This is a genomic window from Novosphingobium subterraneum (assembly GCF_000807925.1).
GTDB lineage: Bacteria > Pseudomonadota > Alphaproteobacteria > Sphingomonadales > Sphingomonadaceae > Novosphingobium > Novosphingobium subterraneum.
This window is the reverse complement of record NZ_JRVC01000014.1, coordinates 118,783-142,253: the sequence shown is the minus strand read 5'-3', so window position 1 is coordinate 142,253 and position 23,471 is coordinate 118,783. Positions and strand designations below refer to the sequence as shown.

Here is a 23,471-nt window from a genome sequence, read left to right as displayed (position 1 = left end):
CGAATCGGCGGCGAACAAGTTTTGGGAGGAAAAACCAGATGAAATCGAATGGATTCAAGTTCCTGCTGCTGTGCGGCGCAGGCTGCATCGTGCCGTTTTCGGCGGCTCTGGCGCAAAGCGAAGCCGACGAGGCTGCCGACCCCAATGTCATCATCGTGACCGCGCAGAACCGGTCGCAGAACGTGCAGGACGTGCCGATCGCGATAAACGTGGTCAGCGGCGAGGCGCTCAAGGCTTCGGGCGTGACCGATCTCGTCTCGCTCCAGCGCGTGGCGCCGGTCGTCCAGATCGTGAACGATACCGTGCTGACCCGCGTCACCGTTCGCGGCATCGGTTCGAACAGCAACGACGAGGCGCAGGACCAGGCCATCGCCATCAACATCGATGGCGAATACATTAATCGCCCGACCGTACTGAATGCCGCGCTTTTCGACCTCGATCGCGTTGAAGTGCTGCGCGGGCCGCAGGGCACGCTCTATGGCCGCAACGCCACCGGCGGCGCGGTGAATTTCATCACGCGCAAGCCCGGCAGCGAATTTGCCGCCAACGGCAGCCTGAGCTATGGCAACTTCAACCACGTGATCGCCGAGGGCGGCGTCACCGTGCCGCTGGGCGACATCGGCGGCATCCGCGCGTCGGGCATCTACTCCGACCGCGATGGCTACAACTACCATCCGAACATCGACAAGCGCAGTGGCGATGACAACACCTGGGGTGGCCGTCTGAGCCTGCGGCTCGAGCCGGTCTCGGGCCTGAAGATCAACGCGGCGGTCGAGCGGGTGGAGCAGGACATCGTCGTTCCTGCCCAGGCCTTCATGAACTTCAACGCGGCCGGCAACTCGCCGGGAGCGGGCTGCGCCGCCAACCCCGGTTGGGTCGAGATTGCCCCGGCTGTACCGGGTACGCAGTGCATTCCGGCGCTGACCAACAATCTCGCCAACGTGGACCGTTCGACCTACAATGCACCGGCGAGCGGCCTTGGCAGCAACGACCTGAAGTCAACCGCCGTGCGCGGCAGCATCGCCTATGATTTCGGCGCCGCCACCGTGACCTACACCGGCGGCTTCCGCGAGACCGATGCGCTTTCCGCGCTGGGCCTTTCGCCCGCCTATCGCTTCAACACCTTTGTCGGCAACACCAAGACCCACAGCCACGAGCTGCGCCTCAATGGCGAGAGCGACCTGCTGGTCTGGCAGACGGGCGCGTTCTACTTCAACGAGAAGCTCGACGTGGAGCGCGGGCTGTTTCGCTTGCCGCCGCCGCCGTTCCTGCTCGGCGCCAATGGCGGATACGTGAACTACTTCTTCCGCAACGTGGAATCGCGCAGCTGGGCGGTGTTCGGCCAGACCGACGTGAAGCTTTCGGACCAGTTCACGATCGTGGCCGGCCTGCGCTATACCGATGACAAGCGCTCTGCCCGTTATCGCGACCATGGCGGTGCGATTGCCAATCCGTCCAACCCGCTGTTCAACACCGGCAACGTCCGGCCGACCAACCCCGGCACGCCCCTGCGCAATCTGACGCTGGGTTCGGAAGCGGACAAGCTGACCTGGCTGGCCGGCGTGAACTTCAAGCCCGATGCCGATACGCTGATCTATGGCAAGGTTTCGACCGGCTTCAAGGCGGGCGGCTTCGATTCAGTCGGCCAGTATGCGCCGGAAACCAACACGGCTTACGAAGCAGGCCTGAAGAAGAACTTCGGCGCATCGTCGCAGCACACCTTCAACCTTGCCGGCTTCTACTATGACTACAAGGACCTGCAGGTCGGCGTGCTGCTCGATACGACGAAGGGCAGCCAGATCTTCAACGCCGGCAAGGCGAGGATCTGGGGCGTCGAAGCCGAAGCGGTGATCAAGCTTTCGGACAACGACACGTTCTCGGCCACGGCGAACTACGTCAACGCCGAGTACAAGCAGCTCCTGACTGCAATCCCGGTGTTCTGCGTGAGCGGCTCGGGTTGCCGTCCGAGCGGCGGCAACGGCGAGCTGACGGTCGGCAACCTCGAGACGACGCCGGGCGTTGTCACGCAGCCCAACCTTGCCGGCAACACCCCGCCGATGACGCCCGAGTGGACGATCACTCTGGCCTACGACAAGGTGATCCCGCTGGGCGACATGGGCAGCCTGACGGCCAGCGTGTTCTCCACCTTCAAGAGCGCGTACTTCGGCGACGTGTTCAACTACCGCGATTCGAAGCAGACGGCCTTTACCCAGACCGACCTGTCGCTGACCTATGCGCCGGAAAACAAGCGCTTCAGCCTGCAGGGCTTCGTCCGCAACATCGAGAACACCCGTCCGCTGACCTATGCCGGGTTCACCGTGGCCGGGCCGGACGACATCTATAACTGGCAGTTCGCCGCGCCGCGCACCTATGGCGTGCGGTTGAGCGTCGACTTCTGATCGGCGTGATCGCCTGACGGACAGAAGAGGCGGGCCGCAAGGTCCGCCTCTTTTCATTGGGCGTCACGATATTGCCAAGCGACGGTCGCGCGTCCAGAGCGGCTCGGGTTGGACGACGATCGGGGATGCGCGATGGGTGACGAGGCGGGTACAACCTTGCGGCTGGAACGCGATGGCGCGGTGGCGCGCCTGCTGATCGACCGGGCGGACAAGCGCAACGCCTTCAACATCGCGATGTGGCAGCGTCTGCCCGAATTGCTGGCCGAGGCCGACGCCGATCCGGACGTCAGGGTGCTGGTGGTGAAATCCGCCAATGGTGGCGCGTTCTGCGCTGGCGCCGACATTGCCGAACTGCTCGCCAACAAGGACGATGCGGCTTGGCGCGCGGCAAACCAGACCGCGATCAACCGCGCGCAATACGAATTGACCCGCTTTCGCCTGCCGACCGTGGCAATGGTCGAGGGCGATTGCGTGGGTGGCGGCTGCGGCATCGCGCTGGCCTGCGACATCCGCGTGGCGGGGCCTGAGGCGCGGTTCGGCATCACGCCGGCCAGGCTGGGCTTGGTCTATCCGCTGCATGACGTGAAGCTGCTGGTCGATCTCGTCGGGCCGGGACAGGCGCGGCGGATGCTGTTTACCGGCATGCTGCTGGGGGCAGAGGAGGCGAGGGACGTCGGGCTGGTCGAGGAACTGGCCGCGAGCGAGGACGCGCTGGTCGCGCAATTGCTGGCGGCCTCGCCGTTCTCCACGCAGGCAATCAAGGGCTTCGTGCGCAACGTGCTCGACGGGCAGGTTGGCGATGACGCCGAAAGCCTGCAGGTGTTCGCCTCGGCGTTCGAGGGTGCGGATTTCCGCGAAGGCACCACCGCCTTTGTCGAGAAGCGAAAGCCGGTGTTCGGCAAATAGCGTTCGGCAGATAGCGCGCGCTTTGGAACCAAGTCCGGCCCGCGCGGTTCTGGAAGGGTTCCAAAGAGGTAATCCATGATAGGCAAGATCATTTCCGCAGTGGTCGGCAAGAAGATTGCCGACCGCACCCCCGGCATGAGCGAAGGCACTGGCGCGCTGATCGGCGTTGCTGCGGCCACGGTCATGCGGCGCATGGGGCCGCTGGGCATGCTGGCAGCCGCCGGCGGCACCTGGGCGGTATCGCGCGCCATGAAGAAGAAGCAGGCCCGTCAGGGCGCTTCGGGCACGACACGCACTTATTGATCCCGTTCCCCTCGGACCGTCGCGCGCTCCTCCCCCTCCCGGCGCGCGGCGGTCCACCCTCGGGAACCGACTTTCCCCATATTTCCCGCGTGAACGGGCGGGCGCAGTGTTCCTGCGCCCCTCACCCGTGCGCGCAACCCAAGGACACGCGCCATGGCCAAGACCGGCAAGACCACCAATGAATCGTCCTCGATGTCGCCCGCGCTCGACAATGCGCTTGCCGATCATCAGCCGGGGGCCGGGCAGGGCGCCTATGCCACGCAGACCGGCAATGCCGGTGAAACGCATCAGGACGCTGCCGCCGGAGCCGATGGCGCGGCCTATCTTACCGACAACTTCGGCCACCGCCTGTCGGACAACCAGAACAGCCTGAAGGCGGGCGCGCGCGGGCCGACGCTTCTGGAAGATTTCATCCTGCGCGAGAAGATCTTCCACTTCGATCATGAGCGCATTCCCGAGCGCATCGTCCACGCCCGTGGCTCTGCCGCGCATGGCGTGTTCGAGGTGACCAAGGCGATCCCGGAACTGACCAAGGCGGGCCTGTTCCAGAAGGAGGGCACGACCTGCCCGGTGTTCGTGCGTTTTTCGACCGTGGCCGGTGGTGCCGGATCGATCGACACCCCGCGTGACGTGCGCGGCTTTGCGGTCAAGTTCTATACCGACGAAGGCAACTGGGATCTGGTTGGCAACAACATCCCGGTGTTCTTCATCCAGGATGCGATGAAGTTCCCCGATCTGGTCCATTCGGTGAAGATGGAGGCCGATCGCGGCTATCCGCAGGCCGCCAGTGCCCACGATACGTTCTGGGACTTCGTGGGCCTGATGCCCGAAACCATGCACATGATCATGTGGGCGATGAGCGACCGCACCATCCCGCGGACGCTGCGCATGATGCAGGGCTTTGGCGTCCACACCTTCCGCTTCGTCAACGCCGCGGGCGAGGGCAAGTTCGTGAAGTTCCACTGGAAGCCGGTGCTGGGCATGGAATCGCTGATATGGGACGAGGCGGTGAAGATTGCCGGGGCCGATCCCGATTTCCACCGCCGCGACCTGTTCGAAAGCATCGCCATGGGCAGCTTCCCGGCATGGGACCTGGGCGTGCAGGTGTTCGACGAGGAGTTCGCCGCAGCGCAGCCCTATGACGTGCTCGACGCGACCAAGCTTATCCCGGAAGAGGACGTGCCTGTTCAGATCGTCGGACGCATGACGCTGAACCGCAATGTCGACAATTTCTTTGCCGAGACCGAACAGTCGGCGTTCCTGCCGAGCAATGTCATCCCCGGCATCGACTTCTCGAACGATCCGCTGCTGCAGGGGCGGCTGTTTTCGTACCTGGATACGCAGAAATCGCGCCTTGGCACGACCAACTTCCACCAGATCCCGGTCAACGCGCCCAAGTGCCCGTTCCACAACATGCAGCGCGATGGGCTGATGCAGACGCTGGTGCCGACGGGACGCGCCAATTACGAACCCAACTCGCTTAACGAGGCGGGCGAGGACAGCGGCCCGCGCGCTTGCCCGGACACCGGCTTCACATCGTTCCGCGAGAACGGCGAACGCAACGATCCGACCGAGAAGGTGCGCGTGCGCGCCGAACTCTTCGCCGATCACTACAGCCAGGCGGCGCTGTTCTATCACTCGCAGACCGAGAACGAGAAGGCGCACATGGCCTCGGCGCTGGTGTTCGAGCTTTCGAAGTGTGCGATGGAGCATGTGCGGATGCGCGTGCTTTCGCGCCTGCGCAACGTGGACGAGGATCTGGCCGCACGGGTGGCTGATGGCCTGGCCATGGACCTGCCAGAGAAGGCGCCTGCTGCGCGCGAGCCGGTGGAGATGAAGCCATCGGACGCGCTGTCGATCCAGAAGCAGGCGAAGATGACCTTCGAGGGCCGCAAGGTCGGCATCCTCTTTGCCGAAGGATCGGACAAGGCGACGATCGACAAGCTGAAGGCGGGCGTGGAAGCGGCGGGCGGATCGGTGTTCCTGGTTGCGCCCAAGGTTGGCGGCTTGTCCGTCAAGGGCGGAACGCTCAAGGCCGATGGCAAGCTTGATGGCTCGCCCTCTGTCCTGTTCGATGCGGTGGCTTCGGTGCTGATGCCGGCGGAGGCCGAGAAACTGGCGAAACAAGGCGCGGCGGTGCAGTGGTTCATGGACGCCTTTGGCCACTGCAAGACCATTGCCCACTGCAATGGCACGAAGGTCATCCTCGAGAAGGCGGGCGTGGAGCCGGACGAAGGCGTGGTGCCGAACGAAAAGCTGCTGGAAGTGGGGCCGGTGCGCCACTTCGGGCGTGAGCCGAAAATCCGCGATCTCGCCTGAGGAGACGACAGATGGCGATAGTGACCAAGATGAAGCCTGCCGAGGCCAAGGCGAAGGCTATCGCCAAGGCCAAGGCGATTGCTCCTGACGTCCCGGCGCAGATCGGGCAGACCCCGGCAACCGATCTGCGTGGCCTGCCCGATGTGTTCGGGCGGCTGATCGAGGACCATGACCGGCACCGTGCGCTGCTCGCCATGCTCGAGGCGACGGGCGGCAAGGGCGATGATGCCCAGGCGCTGTTCGAGGAGCTGGTCTATGAGCTGAAGGGCCACGCCGCTGCCGAGGAGCAGGCGCTGTGGTCAACCGTGCTGCGCAATCCTGAAACCACCGAGTTCGCCCGCCATGCCGTTGCCGAGCACAAGGACATCGACAAGATGCTCGACGATCTTGCCGCGCGCGACTTGGGCACGCCCAAGTGGCTGGAGCGCTTTGCCGCGCTCAAGCACGAATACCTGCACCATATCCGCGAGGAGGAGCAGGAGCAGTTCGTCGAAAGCGAGAAGATCCTGACCGCGGCTGATCGCAAGCACATGCTGGCCGTGTTCGAGCGGCGCAAGGAGGCGGAAAAGGCGGCGGCGGAAGTGAAGCCGAGGCTGAGGATCAACGATATCGCCTAAGGCATCAGTACCGTCGATCCGGTGGTTTTCCTCGCCTCGAGATCGCGGTGCGCCTGGGCGACTTCGGCGAGCGGGTAGGTCTGGCCAATGGTCACGGCAACCGCGCCGCTGGCGATCATGTCCCACACCCGCGCCGATCCCGCCGCGCGTTCGGCCGGGTCGGCGTAGTAGTGGTAGAGTGTCGGGCGGGTCACGAACACCGAACCCTTTTGCGACAATGTGCCGAGCGCGACACCGCTGACCGGACCGGAGGCGTTGCCATAGCTGACGATCAGCCCGCGCCGCGCGGTGGAATCGAGGCTGGCTTCCCAGGTATCCTTGCCCACGCCATCGAAGGCGACGCGCACTCCGGCGCCGCCAGTCAGTTCACGCACGCGCGGGCCGACGTCCTCGCGCGAATAGTCGATCACGTGGTCCGCCCCGGCAGTGCGCGCAATCTCGGCCTTTTCAGGCGTGGAGACGGTGCCGATCACCGTGGCGCCGATGTGCTTGAGCCACTGCACCAGCATCAGACCGACGCCGCCCGCTGCGGCATGGACCAACACCGGCCAGCCCGGCTGAACCTGTGCGCAGCGCTCGACCAGGAATTCGACGGTGAAGCCCTTGAGAATGGCGGCCGCAGCGGTCGCATCGCTGATGGCATGGGGCAGCTTGAACAGTGCGCCTTCGGGATAGATGCGCGCCGTGGCATAGGCGCCAAGTTCCGGCCCGAAGGTGGCGACGCGATCACCGGCCGAAAACGCGCTAACGCCATCGCCCACCGCAACCACGCGCCCTGCCGCTTCCACGCCCAGGCCGCCGGGAATCGGGATCGGATAGAGCCCGCCACGGTGGTAGGTGTCGATCATGTTGAGGCCGACAGCGGTATGTTCGACCAGCACTTCGCCCGCAGCCGGTGCAGGCAGGTCGATATCCGCCCACGCGATGACTTCCGGGCCGCCGGTGGCGGTGAGGCGGACGGCTTTGGCGTGCATGGGTGGCCCTCCTGGAATGGCGAACGGTTTGGCCGACCCTAGACCGGCGATGCCGCGCTTTGCAAACCGCTGACCGATGGGCGGATAGTGGCGACGCAGGCCTGCTGCGCAGGCGCGCGCATTGCCACTGTCCCCGCTTTCGAACCTTCCGGAGAAGCGTGGATGCTGCGGATCGTCCTTGCCGGCCTTGCCCTGCTGCTTTCGCTGCCAGCCTTGGCGCAAGAGGGCGAACTTGCGCCGATGCCGGTGTGGCCCGCTGGCGTGCCTTCGATGAAGGGATGGCCCGGCTTGGCCAAGGTGCCGGTGCAGGAAGGCCTGCTCGAGAATGGCGAGCAGGTGTGGAACGTCACCGTGCCGACGCTGCAGCCGTTCCTGCCCGATCCGGCCAAGGCCACCGGCATGGCGGTGGTGATCGCACCGGGCGGGGGCTTTCGCCTGCTGGCGATCCACCACGAAGGCACGCGCGTGGCGCGCTGGCTGGCGGCGCACGGGATCGCGGCTTTCGTGCTGAAGTACCGCCTGATCCAGTCACCTCCGGGTGAGACCAACGAGGCGATGCGGCAGCGAGTGCAGGCAACGCTGGCGCCGGGCGTGGGCGGCATTCCCGGCGTCGAGGACGGGATGGAAGCGTTGCGCATCGTCCGTGCCAATGCGGCGAAGTGGAAGATCGATCCGCATCGCGTGGGCGTGATGGGCTTCTCGGCGGGCGGGCATGTGGCGGGGATGACGATGCTTGCGCCCAACCCGGCGGAGCGCCCGGATTTCGCCGCGCTGATCTATGGCATGCCGTTCGGGCCGACGCCGCCGATTCCGCCCGCGAACCTTCCTTCCGCGCATGGCACTTCAAAGAAGCCGTGGCTGCTGCCGCCACCGGCCCCGGCGCCGGGCCGCCTGCCGCCGATGTTCATGGTCATGGCGCAGGATGACATGGCCGTGGATCAGGGATTCCGCGCCTTTTACGACCGGGTGTTTGCCGCAGGGTATCGGCCAGAGCTGCACCTCTATCAGCGGGGGGCACACGGTTTCGGCATGGCAACGCGCGGCACGACGGCCGACCACTGGATCGAGCAGTTCGGCTGGTGGCTCGACGCCGAGATGGTGCGCAAATGAGGCTGGTGACGTTGCTCGGCATGGCGCTTGCCGCGATGGGAGTGCCCGCGCTGGCCGATGTGCCGGTGCCCGATTATGCGCAAGGCCAATACTGGAGCACGGTGGAGAGCCTGCCGCAGGGCATGGCGGCGCCGAAGGGCCTGCGCGGCGTCGACGTGTTCTGGATCCACCCGACGACGACGCGCTCGCCAACGGATTACAACCACGATCCGCTCGATCCCGCAGTGCTCAAGTGGACCGAGGAAAGCGCGGTGCAGCGGCAGGGAAGCGCGTTTTCGGCGTGCTGCCGGGTGTTCGCGCCGCGCTATCGCGCTGCAACGACCAAGGCGCTGGCCGATCCTGCCAATCGCGAGAAGGCCTTTGCGCTCGCCTATTCGGATGTCGAGCGCGCGTTTGACTGGTACATGGCCCACGAGAACAAGGGCCGCCCCTTCATCATCGCCGGGCACAGCCAGGGCGGGGCGCATACAACCTCGCTGCTGGAAAAGCGGATCAAGGGGACGAAGCTGCAGGGCCGCATGGTGGCGGCCTATGTCATCGGCATCAACCTGATGGAGGGTGACCTTTCCCCGCGGCTGGCGGGCATTCCGTTTTGCGAAAGCCCTGCGCAGACCGGGTGCTTCGTGCAGTGGAACGCAGTGCTGGCGGGCAGCGACAGCGGGCCGATGCTCAAGTCCTACCGCGATATCTTTGTGGCGCAGAATGGGGGGAAGGATGGCGGCAAGCCGCTTTGCGTGAACCCCGTCACGTTCGACATGCGCCGTGGGCTGTCGCTTTCTGCCGAGGCGAAGGGCGCAGTTGCCGGTGATCCGGGCTTCGGGCCGATGGGTCCGCTGCAGGCCGGAGCCGTGGCCGCCGAATGCCGCGATGGACTGCTGACCGTCTGGCCCGCGCCGTCGCTGGGCCTCAAGCCGCTGCCGGGCGGTTCGATGCACTTTCACGACGTCGGCCTGTTCTGGGCCGATATTTCCGCCAATGCCGCGCTGCGTGCCAAGGCTTGGCTCAAGGCGCACGGTTCGCGTTGATCGCGCGCTGCAAACAATGGAAAAGACTGCAATGCTGAAGTTTGTTGTCCCCCTCACCGCCGCCCTGGCTCTGGCTGCCGCCCCTGCACAGGCGCAGGATGCCGCCGCGGGCAAGCGCGCGTTCCTCAAGTGCGTGGCATGTCATTCGATCGCCAAGGGTGCGCCGAACAAGATCGGCCCGAACCTGTTCGGCGTGGCCGGCCGCAAGGCGGGCACGGCGCCGGGCTTCCGCTATTCGGCGGCGATGAAGGCCAAGGGCGCGGCCATCGTGTGGAACCCGGCCACGCTCGACAAGTGGCTGGCGCGTCCTTCGGCGGTGATCCCCGGCACTTCGATGGCCTTTGGCGGCGTGCCCAACGCGGCCGAGCGCGCAGCGATCATCGCCTATCTCAAGAAGCCGATGCCCTGATGGCCGGATTCCCGATAAACCGGCGCGGTCTTCTGGTCGGGGCGGGGGCGCTGGTCGCCTCGGCCCGGCTGGGCGCGATGGCGGCAAGGCCAGCGGCAGAGCGGCAGTTCACGCTGACCGGCCCGGGCGGGCGCGAGATCCGGGTGAGCGAGTGGAAGCCGCGGGGCAAGGCAAAGGCGCTGGTGCTGTTCAGCCATGGCGCCGCGTCATCGCCCCGGTTCTATGAGGCGATCTTTGGGCCGTGGCTGGCGGCGGGCTTTCACATCCTCGCCCCGCTGCACGTCGATTCGATCGAGCATCCGAGGACCAAGGACTATCCCGGCCTTGCCAGCTGGAAGGCCAGGCTTGAGGACATGCGGGTGCTTTCGGCCCATGTCGGCAAGCGGCCCTGGATCGCGGCCGGGCATTCCTATGGCGGTCTGGTCGCGCTGACCATGGGCGGCGCGGCAGCAGTTCCGCCCCAAGGCTGGAGCGGCCCGATGCGCGATCCCAATGCGCGCGCGGTGGTGGCGTACAGTCCGCCCGCGCCGATCCCGGTGCTATGTACGGCCGAAGGTTATGGCAAGATTGCGGTCCCGGCGGTGGTCCAGACTGGCACCAAGGACATCGTGCCGGGCATCACCAGCACCGATGGCGACGGCTGGCGCGGCCATCTCGTGCCTTATGAGGCGGCAGCGCCGGGCGGAAATCGCTATGGCCTCGTGCTCGAAGGCGTGGACCACTACTTCGGCGGCGCGATCTGCCGCTATGATCTGCCGGGGCCGAAGCAGCTGGATCGGCTGGCAGATGCGGCGCGGATATCGGCGTTGTTTGTCGACGCTTACGGGCGGGGCGAGAAAGCTGCGGCCAAGCGGCTCGATGCAATGTTGACAGACCGCCTGCCGGTGATGCTCTTGCGCAAGTAGGAGCATTGGCGGGAGAAAGCATGAAATCTGGATTTGCCGGGGCCATTCTGGCCCTTGTGGGCGCAGCATCCGCATCTGCGGCTGACAAGCCCCCGATGCCCGAGCCCTCGCTCGAATTCGTGTTCGAGGAAGAGGTCCTTCTCGCCCAGAGTGTCACTCCCGGCACGACGCCGCTGGGTGGGCGCAACATCATTCCGATTACCGGCGGCACGTTCAGCGGCCCAGGGATCAGTGGCGCGGTCATGCCCGGCGGGTGGGACTGGCAACTGATCCGCCCCGATCGCTGCGTGCAGCTGAAGGCCGACTATTTCCTCAAGACCGACGACGGCGTGGTGATCAACATCGTCAACACCGCGACTGCCTGCCGCGATGCGCAAGGCAAGCCCGTGCCGGTTCGGACACACGCCGTGTTCGAGGCGCCGAATGGCAAGTACGACTGGCTCAACCGCCAGACCTTCATCGGCGCGCTGGTGCCGGGGGATGCCAAGGTCCCATCGGTGCGAATCCGGTTCTACCGGGTGAATTGAGGGCTTCGCGAACCAAAGTTCCTCGTCACCCCGGGCTTGACCCGGGGTGACGTTGGTTTGGTGGACGATATGGGGTTCGAACCCCCTCAATCCTGAAGCGCGATTTCCGCGATCGTGGCGTTGAAGCCCTCGGCGGTCTGGGCCTGGGCGGCTTCGTCGGCGTCTTTCAGCTGGAGATAAAACAGGCGGCGCAGGAAATCCTGGCGGCGCTCCTCGCGCTCTTCCAGCGCGGCCTGATCGAGTTCGAGCGTCTCGATGCCGGCGGCAAGATCAATGCCCGATGCCTTGGCCACGCGCTCTGCGCTGTCCATGCGGTCACGCAGGACCGAGACTTCGTTGGCCAGCACCATGATCATCGACATGACGTGATCGAGGCCGGGGGTTTCGTAGAACTCAGGGCGCTTGCCGCGGGCGTGGCGGATGACTTGGGGGCGTTCGGTCATGGTTTCGGTTCCGGTCATGCTGCCATCTGCTTTTCGAGCGGCTTGCGGGCGATCAGCACTTCCCAGCCGCCGCCGGGAGCAAATTCGCCCGCGGTGAATTCACGCTCGGCCACGGCCTCGCTAGCTTCCTGGCTGTAGCCTTCGGCGGCGGCGGCAAATTCCATCACCGCCATGGGTGCGGTATCGAACTTCACGTCCGCCCGATCGAACCCGGCCTTTTCGGCCAGCGCGACTTGTAATTCACGTCGCTGCGGATGAACCAGGTAGCATTGTCGCGGCCCGGAATGTCGCCCGAGAATTCTGGCGTGATCGCAAAAGAGTACTTTGAAGTCAGCGGCAGGCTGTTGCCCTTGAAGCCATCGCCCGTAACGCCCGTGACACGAGTGATCGCCGGGTCATTGAACGAACGGATGTTGGTGTCGTTGTAGGCCCCCGAGAACGTGAGCGACACGCCTTCCATGGGAAGGATTGTCGTATCGAGTTCGATTCCCTTGACCTTGGTCCGGCCCGAGTTTGCGATGCCGGTGACGGTTGAGCTCAGCGGCGGGTTCAGCGAATTGTCCACGAAGAAGACGCTGCGCGTGTTGTACTGGTTCTTCCAGTCACCGTAGTAAGCCGAAAGAGCAAAGATCAACTTGTTGTCGAAGGCCCGGCCCTTGAGGCCGATTTCGTAGTTCGTCAGCTTTTCGGGAACGGTAATGCCGCGCAGGCCAAGCGACTGGGACGCGGCGATTTCGCCGGCCGTGCCCGAGAACAGGCGGGCGTTGAATGACGAGATACTGACGTTCGCGGCCTTCGACCATGACGCGTAAGCCATGATTTCGGGCGTGATCTTGTAGTTGACGATCACGCGCGGCATGAAGTTGTCGTAGTTCTTCGAGAAGAACTGCGTCAGCGGGGCATAAGTGCCAGCCGGAACACCGTTTTCAGCAGCAGCGGCCGCCGAGATCGTTGCGCCCAGACCACCGGTGAAACCGAACACCTTGTCGCGCTGGTAACGGCCTTCAAGGCTGATCTCCAGCGCGTCGGTAGGCTTGATGTTGACGCTGCCGAAGATACCCTTGGTTTCCACCCGCTGCGGGGCAGAAGCCGTGCCAGCACCGCGAGCCAGGCCCAGAACAGCTTCTCCATAGGCGTTGAACAGGTCACGCTTGACCTTGGTGTCCATGTAGTTGAGGCCGATCATGCCCGAGATCATGCTGCCATTGTCAAAGGAAGCGCGCAGTTCCTGAGAGAAGTCGTTGTTGTGGCGTTCGATCGCGAAGGGGAAGTTGTAATAGGGAAGCAGGCCGTTGGTCGGCGTGGCGGCCGTGTTGATCAGCGACGAGCTGTCATAGTTGTCGAGCTCGGACATCTGCGACCACTTTTCGTCGTTGACGCCGGTGAGCGACGAGAGCGTGATGCCCGTGTCGCCCAGTTCGTAATCGATGTTGGCGTGGGCATGGAGGTACTTGCGCTTGAGGCCATAGCCCTGAACGTCATCGCTGGGCGAGACGGGGCGGAAAAGGCCATCGGCCAGCACGGCCGCGGTCCTGGCATCGATGTAGGTGTTACGGGCAGGCGAGAACGCTGCCGGCAGCGCTGGGGCCTGACCGCAGATGAACGGGTTGACGCCGTTCAGCGTGCAGTTGGACAGGCCGGGGACGATGATCGTGCCGTTGGTGTTTCCGCTCAGCGCCGGGATGTTGACGACGCCGTTGTTCGAGCGGACTTCGTAGGCCGAAAGCATGCCCTGTGCGGCTGGGCCGTCATTGTCTTCGCTGTAAAGACCAAAGACCTTCATCGTCAGCTGGCTGGAGGGCGTGAACATCAGCATGCCGGTGACGGTGCGGGTGCTCTGATCGCCGAGACGCTCGTTGGGGTTTGCGCGATTGCGGTAGGAACCGCCACGCTCGAGCGCGCGCCCGGAAATGCGGAAGCTCAGGATGTCGCGCGCGATCGGGCCTTCGAGCGAGCCCTGCACATCATAACCATGGCGGCTGAAGACCGAGGCGTTCATGCTGCCGCCAAAATCGCTCTTCGGGGTCTGGTTGACCACGTTGACCGCGCCAGCAAAGGCATTGCGGCCGAAGTAGGCGTTCTGCGGGCCCTTGAGCACTTCGACACGGGGCGGATCCGTGATCGAGTTCAGCGCAGACGCAGACGAAACCGGCACGCCGTCGATAAAGGTCGCGGTCAGCGTCGAGTCCGTGGTCGAGGGCGTGAAGCCGCGCAGCGAGATCTGCTGGAACGAGCGGTCATTGCGGCCCGAGTTGTTGCCGGTGACGTTGATGCCGGGCGTTGCGTCGATCAGGTCGGTCAGCGAGATGATGCCGCGCTGGCCGATTTCCTCAGACGGCATCGCAGCAATCGCGATCGGCGTAGTCAAAAGGGTTTCAAACGCCGATATCCGGCAGGCCAATATTGATCGAGATCATGGACTGAGCTGTAACTCCATGCCCTGACTCCATCGAACAATGGCAAAGTTGCGTCGCTGCCTCGCAGCGAATCTGTGGCGTGTCCGTCTGTCGGATGGAAGCGCGTTCTCCGCGAATGCAGTGGTGGAATGCTTCAGAAGCGTTTCGGTGGCCGATTGTGAGAGCAAACGTCTGTCCGCTCAGTGGCTTTTTGGCACTCGTGATCCCTGCAATCGGATGTGCATGATTTCGCTGCCCCATGATTGCACTGGATAACGGGTTTCAGGAAGTCGTCGGCATGGTTGCCGACGCGGACGAAGCAAGTCGGCGCCTCGCTGGCGCGCTGGGGTATGACATCAGCTACGCTGGCGATCTTGCAGCTCCACTGAGTGCCGCATGGGGTGCGGATCAGGGCGCGAAAGGTCGCGAGGTCCTGATCGTCCATCGCGACATGGCCCGGGGTGCCATTCGCTTGTTTTCCTTTGGCGGCGAGCATCGCGCCCTTATGCGCGACGGCGCGCAGCCATGGGATGCTGGCGGCATTTTCGACATCAATATGCGCCCTGGATGATAGCGAGACTCTGCATCACGCCTTGGGCCGTGCCGGACATCGCGCATTCGCGCCGATCACCAACTGGCAGTTTGGCGCATTGGCTGTCCGCGAAGTCGTGGAGAACGATTCCGACGGGCTCTGCATTGCCCTGATGCAGCGCATGAGTCCGCCACTGCAAGGATACGAAGGCGTGGGCGGTAATGCCTCATGGGTGTTCAATTCCACTCAGGTGGTCACTGATTTTGTGCAGGCCCGTGCGCTTTTCGTTGACCATCTGGGCTGGGTGCCGGTGCAGGAAACGGAAGGGGTCGCCGGCAACGCTGGCGGCGTCAATTGCATGGGTCTGCCGCTTTCCCTTGCCGAACAGATCCCGATGCGGATCGGCATCTACCAGGCGCAGGGCCGCATGGAAGGTTCGGTCGAGATCATCAGCTTCGGCCTCGGCGGGCACGACTTTTCCGAGGCGCGCCCTCCCTTGCGAGGGTGGGCGGCCCTGCGTTTTCCGGTTTCCGAACTCGACGGCTTTGCCAAAGCGATGATCGCAGGTGGATGCGAGATCGTTGACGAAGGCCGCTTCGAGTGGGCGCCTTATGGCAGAGCCGAATTCGTTGCTGCGGTTACGCCTTGGGGAGCCCGGCTTAAGGGTCTACGGTTAGACTGAAGGTCGCAGAGTTTCCAGAAACGCGATGGCCTCCGCTTCGCTGACCACGTCGGCATACTTTGCGTTCATGTCGAACAGGTTCGCTTCATGGGGACCTGCGTGACGATCGCCGCACGCCTCCGCAACAACCGCGGTCTTGAAGCCATGGCTCATCGCGTCGACGCAGCTCGCACGGACGCAGCCCGATGTCGTCAGGCCGGTCAGGATCACGCTGTCAACGCCGGCAGCCGTTAGGGTCGAGGCGAGGGAGGTGCCGAAGAATGCGCTCGGATACTGCTTGGAGACGACGAGTTCCGTTTCCAGCGGTTCAAGGCCCGGGCCCCAGGCCGCCATGGGATTGCCTTGCGTGAAATTGCGCAAGGGCATGGCCTTTTCGAAGAAGCGGCCGCCGTCGAACCCGCTGGGGTGGTAGACGACATTGGTCAGGATCACCGGAATGCCGGCGGCATGCGCGACAGAGCGGATGCGCAGCGCGGATGCCAGCGCTTCATCCACCTCGGCATAGAGGGCATTGCCCTTTTCAAAGTAGGCCTGGCAGAAATCGATCAGCAGCAATGCCGGCCTTGTCCCGAAACCAACCCGGTTGTCATAGGCCTTCTTGTAGTTGGCCAGCAGGTCTTCTTCGGTGCTCACGCGGCAAACTCCCTGGTGTAGAGCCACGGCTGGCTCTGGCGCTGACGGACCTCGAACGCCTCGATCTCGCCACTGTACTGATTCACGATCTGATCGGTTTCGTCCCACCCGTTCAAAAGGGCAAGACGGCGTTCAGGCGGGATCGAGAACGAGATGGGCGCAAGGCCTTCTGCGCTCAGCTGCTGACTCTCAAGATCCACGGAAAAGTTTGCGCCTGCTTCTGCCAGATCCATCAGCGCGGCAACCTGTCCTTCGGTAGGACGATCGGAACGATGCCGTTGCGCATGCAGTTGGACTGGAAAATCTCGCCGAAGCTGGAAGAGATGACGGTCCGGACACCAAGGCCGAGGAGCGCCCAGACCGCCTGTTCGCGGCTTGAGCCCGAGCCGAAGTTGGCACCGGCAATGATCACCGGGGCATCGGCAAAGGGCGGATCGTTTAGGACGTAACCTTCGACCTTGCTGCCATCGCTGGCAAAGCGGCGATCATGGAAGGCGTATTCCCCGAGGCCCGCCTTCGCCGTGATCAGCAGGAAACGCGCGGGGAAGATGATATCGGTATCGAAATTGTCCTCGCGCATGGCGGCGGCGCGGCCCGATACTGTGGTGAACGGCTGGGCGGGCATCAGGCAAGGCTCCTTACATCGACGAGATGGCCCGTCACGGCAGCGGCTGCAGCCATGGCCGGACTGACGAGGTGCGTTCGACCACCCGGCCCCTGCCGTCCTTCGAAGTTGCGGCATCGAAACGCGCGAGATCTGCGCATTGGATAGGTAACGTCCAATGGCGTTCAGCGCAGATTCCGGCAGCAACGGATCGGCCGTTCCCCACAGCAGCAGGACAGGCTTGCGCACCTTGGCCATCTCGATGGTGGCCTGCTTGCCATCGCCGATGCGGGCCATCAGCCCGATGAGGTTCTTTTCGGGCGCGCGCCGGTAGAAGTCGTAATACTCCTTCTGGGTCTGCGCGGAAATGCGGGCTGGAACGCCTGCGAAGAAGGTCAGGAAGTTCGTCCAGAAATCCTGATCGCGAAAGCCGGTTTGCTGCGCCCGGTCCATCGCGGATTTCAGGCCCTGGCTTAGCTTCAGGTGGCTGGTATCCACCGGATCGGAAGGCGTGTTCGAAAGAATCAGGCGTTCGATCATGTCCGGCCGGCGGGCGGCCATGTACATGCCCATCGTGCCGCCGCTGGAAACGCCGGCAAACGTCACCTTCCGAACCTGCAGATGATCGAGCAGGGCAATGGGAACGTCGGTGGGAACGAGAGTCTTGAGAGACTCGTCGGTGGGGCCATCGGAGAGGCCGTAGCCCGGCAGGTCGAGGCGGATGATGCGATAACGCGCCTTGAGCCGCTTGGCGATCACGTCCCATGTGCGCAGCGAGCTTTCCGAGCCATGGACCAGCAGGAGCGCGGCCCCTTGCGCGCACCTTCGTCCTTGTAGTGGATCTTCAGTCCACCCACCGTTAAGAAGCGGCTGTTCTTGTCGGCATAGATCCGGCGGAGTTGGTCGATGGTCAGGTAGGGCCTGGCAGCTCCAGCGCTGGCAGCTGGTTGCACCGTGGTGCTGAAGCCCGCCGAGGACACCTCGCTTACCGCAATCCGCCTGGCGAACTGATGGTCGAGGCTGGCGTGCCCGCCGGTGTGCTCAACGTCGTTACCGGCCTTGGCGGACAGACCGGCGCCACGCTGGCTGCGCATCCTCATGTCGACAAGATCGCCTTCACCGGATCGACCGCGACGGGCCGTGCGGTGCTCGATGCGGCCAAGACGAACTTCAAGCGCGTCACGCTGGAGCTTGGTGGCAAGTCGCCTTCGATCGTTTTCCCCGATGCCGACATGGCCATCACCGTGCCGGGCGTGGCCAATGCGATCTTCTTCAACGGTGGGCAGGTGTGCATCGCCGGTTCGCGGCTATACGTTCACCGCTCGGTCCACGATCAGGTTGTCGAGGGCGTCGCGGCATATGCCAAGGGGCTGAAGATCGGCCATGGCCTGCTGCAGGACACGCAGATGGGACCGGTTGTCTCGGCCCGCCATGCCGAGCGCGTCGAGGGCTTTCTCCAGCGCGCGAAGGGCGAAGGCGCGACCATGCTGACCGGCGGCGAGCGCACTGGCGATGCCGGCACGTTCATCACCCCGACCGTTGTGGTTGACGTGAAGCCCGACATGGAAATCGTGCGCGAAGAAGTGTTCGGACCGGTTCTTGTCGTCCAGTCGTTCGATGACGAGGAAGAGGTCATCGCCGCCGCCAATGCCAGCGATTATGGCCTTGCTGCCAGCGTCTGGACCGAGAGCCTCTCTACCGCGCACCGCATGTCTGCCGACATCCGCGCCGGCACGGTCTGGATCAATTGCCATGCCATGTACGACGCCTCGCTCGCCATTGGCGGGGTGAAGCAATCGGGCTGGGGCCGCGACAGCGGGCGGCAGGCGATGGACAACTACCTCGAATGGAAGACGGTCTGCGCCTGCGTCTGACGCCTCACCCTCTCCCCAGAACACCCGGATCCCAGCCATGAACGCCAGCCTCGCCGCAAAATCCACCCTGCCCGACGAGGTGCCTACAGGCGTCGTCCTGCGCTATGGCGTGGGCCAGTTGGGCGCGCAGGTGTTCCGCGATACGCCTGCGGTTCTGCTGCCCCAGTTCATGACGACGATGCTCGGTGTGCCGGCTTGGCTTGCGGGCCTCGTCGTGCTGCTGCCCAAGCTCTGGCTGATTGTATGCGATCCGTTGGTCGGGGCCTGGTCGGACCGGATGAAGACGGCAATTGGCCGCACGCCCTTTCTGATCGCCGGAGCGGTCGGCACGACGCTGGGCTTCATCGCGCTATTCGCCTTTACCGAATACCCCAGTCCTTACATCGCCGCCGCGGCAATCTGCGCCCTGTTCTTCCTCGCATCGACGGCGTTCAGTGTCTACTCGGTGCCGTACCTCGCCATTGCTGCAGAGCTGTCCAGCGATCCGCACCAGCGCAACCGCATCATGGTGCTGCGCATGTTCTTCGCAACGATCGGCGTGCTCGTCGGTGTGGGCCTTGCCCAGCCGGTGATCGAGCATTTCGGCGGCGGGGCCGCCGGTTGGCACGCGATGAGCTGGATCTTCGGCGGTTTGTGTCTCGTATCCATGCTCACCACGGCGAGCGGCTTGCGACGCGTGCCGCTGATCAATGCTGGCGCAGTGCCCGGTTCACTGCTTGACCAGCTGCGCACTGTTGCCGCCAACAAGCCCTATCTCGTTCTCCTTGCCACGACTTTCGTTTCGAACACCGGTCAGGCGGCGAGCTACACCGTCATCGGGTTCGTGTTTCTCTATGTGGTTCAGGCGATCTGGCTGATTCCGATCTTCATCCTGTGCATGTCTGCCACCAGCCTTGCTTCGCAGCCGCTGTGGTTGTGGCTGCCAAGGCGCATTGGCAAACCGCGCGCCTATGTTCTTGCCGCGGCCATCTGGGCAGCGGTGACGATCACCTGGCTTTGGGTCGGCAAGGGTGGGCTCGATGTTGCCACGCTGCCGGGCGGGCAGCCGGTCAATACCCAGCACCTGCTGATCCTGCTGCGTGCCATGATCATCGGGGCGTTCAACGGCGGGTTCATCCTGCTTGCTCTGTCGATGATGACCGATACGGTCGATTACCAGCGCCGGATGCAGGGCGTGGCCAACGAGGGTGTCTTCGCCGGGCTGTTCTCCGCCATGGAGAAGCTGGCGTTTGCCCTTGGCCCGGTCATCGCCGGGATCGTGATGAGCGCGTTCGGTTTCGTTTCATCCACTGGTGGCGCCGCCGCGCAGAGCGAAAGCGCGCTTACCGGCATCATCCTGCTTTACAGTGTAATCCCTGCCAGCCTGCAGGTGATCGCCCTGTTGATCTTCAGCCGTTATCGCTTGCCTGACGCCTGACAGAAAGGGGGCCGGGCCATGTCTTTCCGGGAGGGTGTGGAACGGCATGGCCCGGTCTGCGCGGCGGCGTGTGGTGAGTAGGTCCACCGCGCGAGGGAAGTTCGATCAGAAGCGGAAGCGGACGCCCGCGCGATAGATCCGGCCGAGCCCGTCATAGAGCGCGGGGTTGGAGAAGATGTTGGTCCGCGCCGGGGCCGTGTCGAACACGTTGTCGACCTTCGCGTAGGCGACGATTTCCTTGGTGATGTTCACGCTGCCGCCGATGTCGAGGTAGAAGGCCCCTGGCAGGAAGTTCTTGTCGATTGTCGGGCGTTGCGAGGTCGAGGTCGGGCAGGTGCCAGCCGAGCATACCACGTACTGGTGGCCGATCACGCCGTCGCTGAACCAGCGCTCCTGCACCAGGAGCGAGAACTTGTCATTCTCGTAGCTCTGGATCAGCAGGAACTTCCAGTCCGGCGTCGCACCGTTGTTGTTGCCTGCTGTATCGACCGGAAGCGTGCCCGGAAGGCCGGTGTCGGTGATGAACTTGATCACGTGCGTGGCAAGGCCGCGGAAGGTGAAGCTGCCGGGCAGGCCCAGCGGCTGCTGCCAGCGGTACGAAGCTTCGATGTCAAACCCGCTGGTGTTGATCGAGGCGAGGTTGAACGCCTGCACGTTGATGAAGTTGGGACCGTTCGTGTTGCTCAGGTTGAACGCGCTGCAGGTGGAGAGCAGCACCTTCTGGAAGCAGAGCTGGACGATATCGTTGGCGCCGAGGCTCGAGATCACGTCCTTTATCTTGATCTGGTACCAATCGAACGAGACGTTGAGGCCGGGCAGCCAGGAAGGATTGGCGAGCGCGATGCCTGCGGTGTTGTTGCGGGCAAACTCCGGCGTCAGCGCGGTGTTGCCGATGGTATTCTGGATCGCCAGCACGTTCGAATTGGTGAACGGATCGAAGAAATTGGGCAGCGTCGTGGTGACGGGCGCCGCGAACAGTTCCGAAAGGTTCGGCGCGCGCACATCGCGCGACATCACACCACGAACGCGCAGCCCGTCGACGGGCAGGTCCCAGGTGCCGCCGACCTTCCACGCCCAGACCGTGCCCGAGGTGCTGTAATCGGTCACGCGGCCAGCGGCGTTGATGTTGAGCTTGCCGGTGCTGTCCGAATTGAGGATCGGCACGTCGACTTCGAGATAGGCTTCCTTGACTGTGTAGGTGCCGTTGCCGTTCTTGTAATTGCCTGCATACCAGTTGTTGCCGCCCTGGATGAGCAGCGGGTCGGCCGGGTAGTCGCCCCCCGCCGGCGTGTTGGCAAAGCCCGCGCCGTAAGGGTCGGCGGTCACGCGGTAATGCTCGCGCCGCCATTCACCGCCGAAGGCAACGGAAAGCGGGCCGGCCCACAGTTCGACCGGCGAGCCCGAAAAGTTGATGCTGGCCACGTCCTGCGTCTGGCGCGTGCGCTGGTAGGGCCCGGCTTCGGGCATTATGTAGTTCCGGGCAGCTTCCGAAGCCTTGTCGCCGAAGATGCTCAGCGGCACGCAGCCATTGGCCCGCGCGACCGGATTGCGGCATACGATCACGCCGTTTTCGAGTACCGCGTCGATCGCGTTGTTGAAGCGGTTGCTGAGCAGGATGTTGTCGACGTCGATGCGCGTGCGATTGACGCCGTGCTCGTAGTAGGTGTCGTAAGTCCACTCGGTGCCACCGATCTCGGCTGCACCCTTGGCGCCGATCACCGCGCGCACTTGCTCGCGATCGGTATGGACCTGCGTGTTGCCAAGCGAGGCATTGCTGGTGCCGAAGCGGAAGCTGGTGATTCCGGCGTTGGCGCAGGCAGCGGCGATGCTACCCGGCAGGAACGGATTGGAGCACTGGATCGTCAGGCCCGGGCGGTTCTGGCCATTGACCGGCTGGTTCTGCGTTTTCACCCGGCCATAGTTGAACGTGGCGTAGACTTCGCTGCCCGGCGTGAACTCGAAACCGATGCGACCATAGCCGTTGTAGCGATCTATCCGAGACTTGAGCGAGCGGCCCGCATCGACGTTGCCGGTCAGGTCACCTCCAAGGCAGAAGCCGGGGAAGCAGCCGCTGATGTTTCCAGCCGCATCCTTGGCAGGAACGCCATTAGAACCGTACTGGAACTGGAACGGATTGCCCGCGGCGTCGAACGCAATGCCCTGCAGCGGACCAGCCGTGATCAGGCCGTACTTGGTGAAGGTGGTCGATTGCGCGAAGTCGCGCACGAGGAACTGCGGCGAACCGTCGTTGAGCACGCCGCGGTTGATCAGCGTGGTCTGCTTGAACCAGTCGCGCCCGTTGGCAAGGCCGATGCCCCATTCGCCGCCGCCGACGCCACCTTCATGCGAGTATTCGACGTTGCCGATCACGCGCAGGCGGTCGTCCGCAAAGGCGGTGCCGAACGCGAGCTGGGCCACGGCCTGCTCATCATCGCCGTAGTTGGTGATGCCGCCCTGGATATTGCCCTTGATGCCCTTGAAACGGGTGTCGGTGACGAAGTTGACCACGCCGCCAACCGCGTCCGAACCATAGGATGCCGAGGCACCGCCATTCACCACGTCGACACGCTGCGTGAGGAGCTGCGGGAACAGGCTGATGTCGGGCACGCCCGTCACGTTGGCGCCGACGACGCGCTGGCCGTCGAGCAGGGTAAGCGTCCGGATCGTGCCGACTCCGCGAAGCGAGAAGGAACTCAGTCCCTGCGCGCCGCTTGAGGTGCTGAAGGTGTTGACCTGCGTGCCGCTCGACCCCTGCAGCGAGGGAAGCTGCGAGATAGTGGTGAAGATGTTGGGCTGGGCGTTTGCGGCGATCTGCTCGCTCCCGATCACCGTCGTCGGCGTCGGCGCGGTGAAGCCGCTGGTGTTGATGCGCGACCCGGTCACGATGATCTCTGCCGCGCTGGGCCTGTCGTCAGCTTGATCCGCATCTTCGGCGGCGACAGAAGGCGCAGCCGCGTCCTGGGCGCTGGCCGCGATCGGTGCAAGCGCGGCAATCGCCACGACCCCAAGCGATGCGCCTTGCAGCAGCAGGCGACGACAATCCAGCAAGTTCAACAACATCCCACTCCTCCACATAGAATTTCGTGTGCTCCGCATCGGATCGTGCGGCGTTTTTCACTGACAAGTATGATCGGGAGGGTTTCCGCCGGTAACTGCCGGTCACTGCGCCGACGCTCCTGGAAGCGTCTGCGCTGCGAGTCGGTGGTTAGGCTTTTCCTCCCCGATCCTTGATGTTCCGGGGCTTTACTAAGCGGAATTCCCCGATTAGTGGTAACGTTAACGCATTTTTCTCTAGGTCGCGAATCCTCTCTTGTCAATAGTCTGACAAATTGGCATTGCCTCCGCAGTAGCAGAAATGCCTGCACATGATCGTTCGGCGCCGTCGGCCGAAAAATC

Annotated in this window: 21 protein-coding genes and 3 pseudogenes; 14 read left to right on the top strand and 10 right to left on the bottom strand. The window is 64.0% G+C overall.

What is annotated here, in order from left to right; genetic code table 11:
* Positions 1-38: 38 nt before the first annotated feature.
* The 5 genes from NJ75_RS14630 to NJ75_RS14610 all read left to right on the top strand — a co-directional run bounded on the left by NJ75_RS14630 (position 39) and on the right by NJ75_RS14610 (position 6,544).
* On the top strand, positions 39-2,399 hold the full coding sequence (locus NJ75_RS14630) for a TonB-dependent receptor (protein ID WP_039335704.1): 2,361 nt from the start codon (positions 39-41) through the stop codon (positions 2,397-2,399).
* A 132-nt stretch (positions 2,400-2,531) separates the two neighbouring features.
* Positions 2,532-3,305, top strand: coding sequence for an enoyl-CoA hydratase/isomerase family protein (locus NJ75_RS14625; RefSeq protein ID WP_039335702.1), 774 nt, complete (start codon positions 2,532-2,534; stop codon positions 3,303-3,305).
* A gap of 75 nt (positions 3,306-3,380) precedes the next feature.
* Positions 3,381-3,608, top strand: a complete 228-nt coding sequence (locus NJ75_RS14620) for a hypothetical protein (protein WP_039335700.1) — start codon at positions 3,381-3,383, stop codon at positions 3,606-3,608.
* Positions 3,609-3,800: 192 nt separating this feature from the next.
* Complete coding sequence (locus tag NJ75_RS14615; protein WP_156135820.1) at positions 3,801-5,927, top strand: catalase; 2,127 nt, start codon at positions 3,801-3,803, stop codon at positions 5,925-5,927.
* Positions 5,928-5,938: 11 nt separating this feature from the next.
* On the top strand, positions 5,939-6,544 hold the full coding sequence (locus NJ75_RS14610) for a hemerythrin domain-containing protein (RefSeq protein ID WP_082013403.1): 606 nt from the start codon (positions 5,939-5,941) through the stop codon (positions 6,542-6,544).
* Here NJ75_RS14610 and NJ75_RS14605 read toward each other — a convergent pair.
* Positions 6,541-7,518 (bottom strand): quinone oxidoreductase family protein, encoded by a 978-nt coding sequence (locus NJ75_RS14605; protein ID WP_039335696.1) that lies wholly within the window; start codon positions 7,516-7,518, stop codon positions 6,541-6,543. The genes NJ75_RS14610 and NJ75_RS14605 overlap by 4 nt on opposite strands.
* A 162-nt stretch (positions 7,519-7,680) precedes the next feature.
* Here NJ75_RS14605 and NJ75_RS14600 point away from each other — a divergent pair, with 162 nt between their 5' ends.
* Genes NJ75_RS14600 through NJ75_RS14580 form a run of 5 tightly spaced genes read left to right on the top strand, consistent with a single transcriptional unit; the run spans position 7,681 to position 11,494 of the window.
* Positions 7,681-8,628: an alpha/beta hydrolase gene (locus tag NJ75_RS14600; RefSeq protein ID WP_039335817.1), complete on the top strand. Its 948-nt coding sequence runs from the start codon at positions 7,681-7,683 to the stop codon at positions 8,626-8,628.
* Positions 8,625-9,653 carry a DUF3089 domain-containing protein gene (locus NJ75_RS14595; protein ID WP_039335694.1) on the top strand — a complete coding sequence of 343 codons (1,029 nt, stop codon included), beginning with the start codon at positions 8,625-8,627 and terminating at the stop codon, positions 9,651-9,653. Before NJ75_RS14600 ends, NJ75_RS14595 begins: the two co-directional genes overlap by 4 nt.
* A gap of 31 nt (positions 9,654-9,684) precedes the next feature.
* Positions 9,685-10,062, top strand: coding sequence for a c-type cytochrome (locus NJ75_RS14590; RefSeq protein WP_211257946.1), 378 nt, complete (start codon positions 9,685-9,687; stop codon positions 10,060-10,062).
* Positions 10,062-10,967, top strand: a complete 906-nt coding sequence (locus NJ75_RS14585; protein WP_039335690.1) for an alpha/beta hydrolase family protein — start codon at positions 10,062-10,064, stop codon at positions 10,965-10,967. The genes NJ75_RS14590 and NJ75_RS14585 overlap by 1 nt, the downstream gene beginning before the upstream one ends.
* A gap of 20 nt (positions 10,968-10,987) precedes the next feature.
* Positions 10,988-11,494, top strand: a complete 507-nt coding sequence (locus NJ75_RS14580) for a DUF3237 domain-containing protein (RefSeq protein WP_052242522.1) — start codon at positions 10,988-10,990, stop codon at positions 11,492-11,494.
* A gap of 86 nt (positions 11,495-11,580) precedes the next feature.
* Here the strand turns inward: NJ75_RS14580 and NJ75_RS14575 are convergent, their stop codons facing one another.
* From NJ75_RS14575 to NJ75_RS14565, 3 genes are read right to left on the bottom strand one after another with little or no spacing between them, the layout of a single operon-like run.
* Positions 11,581-11,955, bottom strand: a complete 375-nt coding sequence (locus tag NJ75_RS14575) for a hypothetical protein (RefSeq protein ID WP_039335688.1) — start codon at positions 11,953-11,955, stop codon at positions 11,581-11,583.
* Entirely contained in the window at positions 11,952-12,131 is a 180-nt protein-coding gene (locus NJ75_RS14570) for a hypothetical protein (RefSeq protein ID WP_039335686.1), read from the bottom strand. Before NJ75_RS14570 ends, NJ75_RS14575 begins: the two co-directional genes overlap by 4 nt.
* Entirely contained in the window at positions 12,128-14,305 is a 2,178-nt protein-coding gene (locus NJ75_RS14565) for a TonB-dependent receptor (protein ID WP_039335684.1), read from the bottom strand. The genes NJ75_RS14570 and NJ75_RS14565 overlap by 4 nt, the downstream gene beginning before the upstream one ends.
* 287 nt (positions 14,306-14,592) lie before the next feature.
* Between NJ75_RS14565 and NJ75_RS14560 the strand changes: the two genes are divergently transcribed.
* Both NJ75_RS14560 and NJ75_RS14555 read left to right on the top strand, forming a co-directional pair.
* Complete coding sequence (locus NJ75_RS14560) at positions 14,593-14,904, top strand: hypothetical protein (protein WP_039335683.1); 312 nt, start codon at positions 14,593-14,595, stop codon at positions 14,902-14,904.
* Between the two features lie 22 nt (positions 14,905-14,926).
* Positions 14,927-15,547 carry a hypothetical protein gene (locus tag NJ75_RS14555; protein WP_039335682.1) on the top strand — a complete coding sequence of 207 codons (621 nt, stop codon included), beginning with the start codon at positions 14,927-14,929 and terminating at the stop codon, positions 15,545-15,547.
* Here NJ75_RS14555 and NJ75_RS14550 read toward each other — a convergent pair.
* From NJ75_RS14550 to NJ75_RS25125, 5 genes and pseudogenes are all read right to left on the bottom strand, one after another.
* The gene (locus NJ75_RS14550; RefSeq protein WP_039335681.1) at positions 15,539-16,180 is read right to left on the bottom strand and encodes an isochorismatase family protein; all 642 of its coding nucleotides are present in this window, start codon (positions 16,178-16,180) and stop codon (positions 15,539-15,541) included. The two genes, NJ75_RS14555 and NJ75_RS14550, sit on opposite strands and share 9 nt — an antisense overlap.
* On the bottom strand, positions 16,177-16,413 hold the full coding sequence (locus NJ75_RS25135) for a 3-isopropylmalate dehydratase small subunit (RefSeq protein ID WP_236727154.1): 237 nt from the start codon (positions 16,411-16,413) through the stop codon (positions 16,177-16,179). The genes NJ75_RS14550 and NJ75_RS25135 overlap by 4 nt, the downstream gene beginning before the upstream one ends.
* Complete coding sequence (locus tag NJ75_RS25130; RefSeq protein ID WP_236727157.1) at positions 16,413-16,760, bottom strand: 3-isopropylmalate dehydratase small subunit; 348 nt, start codon at positions 16,758-16,760, stop codon at positions 16,413-16,415. The genes NJ75_RS25135 and NJ75_RS25130 overlap by 1 nt, the downstream gene beginning before the upstream one ends.
* 44 nt (positions 16,761-16,804) lie before the next feature.
* Positions 16,805-16,918, bottom strand: a pseudogene (locus tag NJ75_RS24395) (aconitase family protein); the annotation flags it as partial.
* Positions 16,919-16,991: 73 nt separating this feature from the next.
* A pseudogene (locus NJ75_RS25125) lies at positions 16,992-17,543 on the bottom strand (alpha/beta fold hydrolase); the annotation flags it as partial.
* A 195-nt stretch (positions 17,544-17,738) separates the two neighbouring features.
* Between NJ75_RS25125 and NJ75_RS14535 the strand changes: the two are divergent.
* Both NJ75_RS14535 and NJ75_RS14530 read left to right on the top strand, forming a co-directional pair.
* A pseudogene (locus tag NJ75_RS14535) lies at positions 17,739-18,658 on the top strand (aldehyde dehydrogenase family protein).
* Between the two features lie 37 nt (positions 18,659-18,695).
* Entirely contained in the window at positions 18,696-20,075 is a 1,380-nt protein-coding gene (locus NJ75_RS14530; protein ID WP_039335680.1) for an MFS transporter, read from the top strand.
* Between the two features lie 105 nt (positions 20,076-20,180).
* Here NJ75_RS14530 and NJ75_RS14525 read toward each other — a convergent pair whose 3' ends face one another.
* Positions 20,181-23,129 carry a TonB-dependent receptor domain-containing protein gene (locus NJ75_RS14525; RefSeq protein WP_039335813.1) on the bottom strand — a complete coding sequence of 983 codons (2,949 nt, stop codon included), beginning with the start codon at positions 23,127-23,129 and terminating at the stop codon, positions 20,181-20,183.
* Positions 23,130-23,471: the final 342 nt, after the last annotated feature.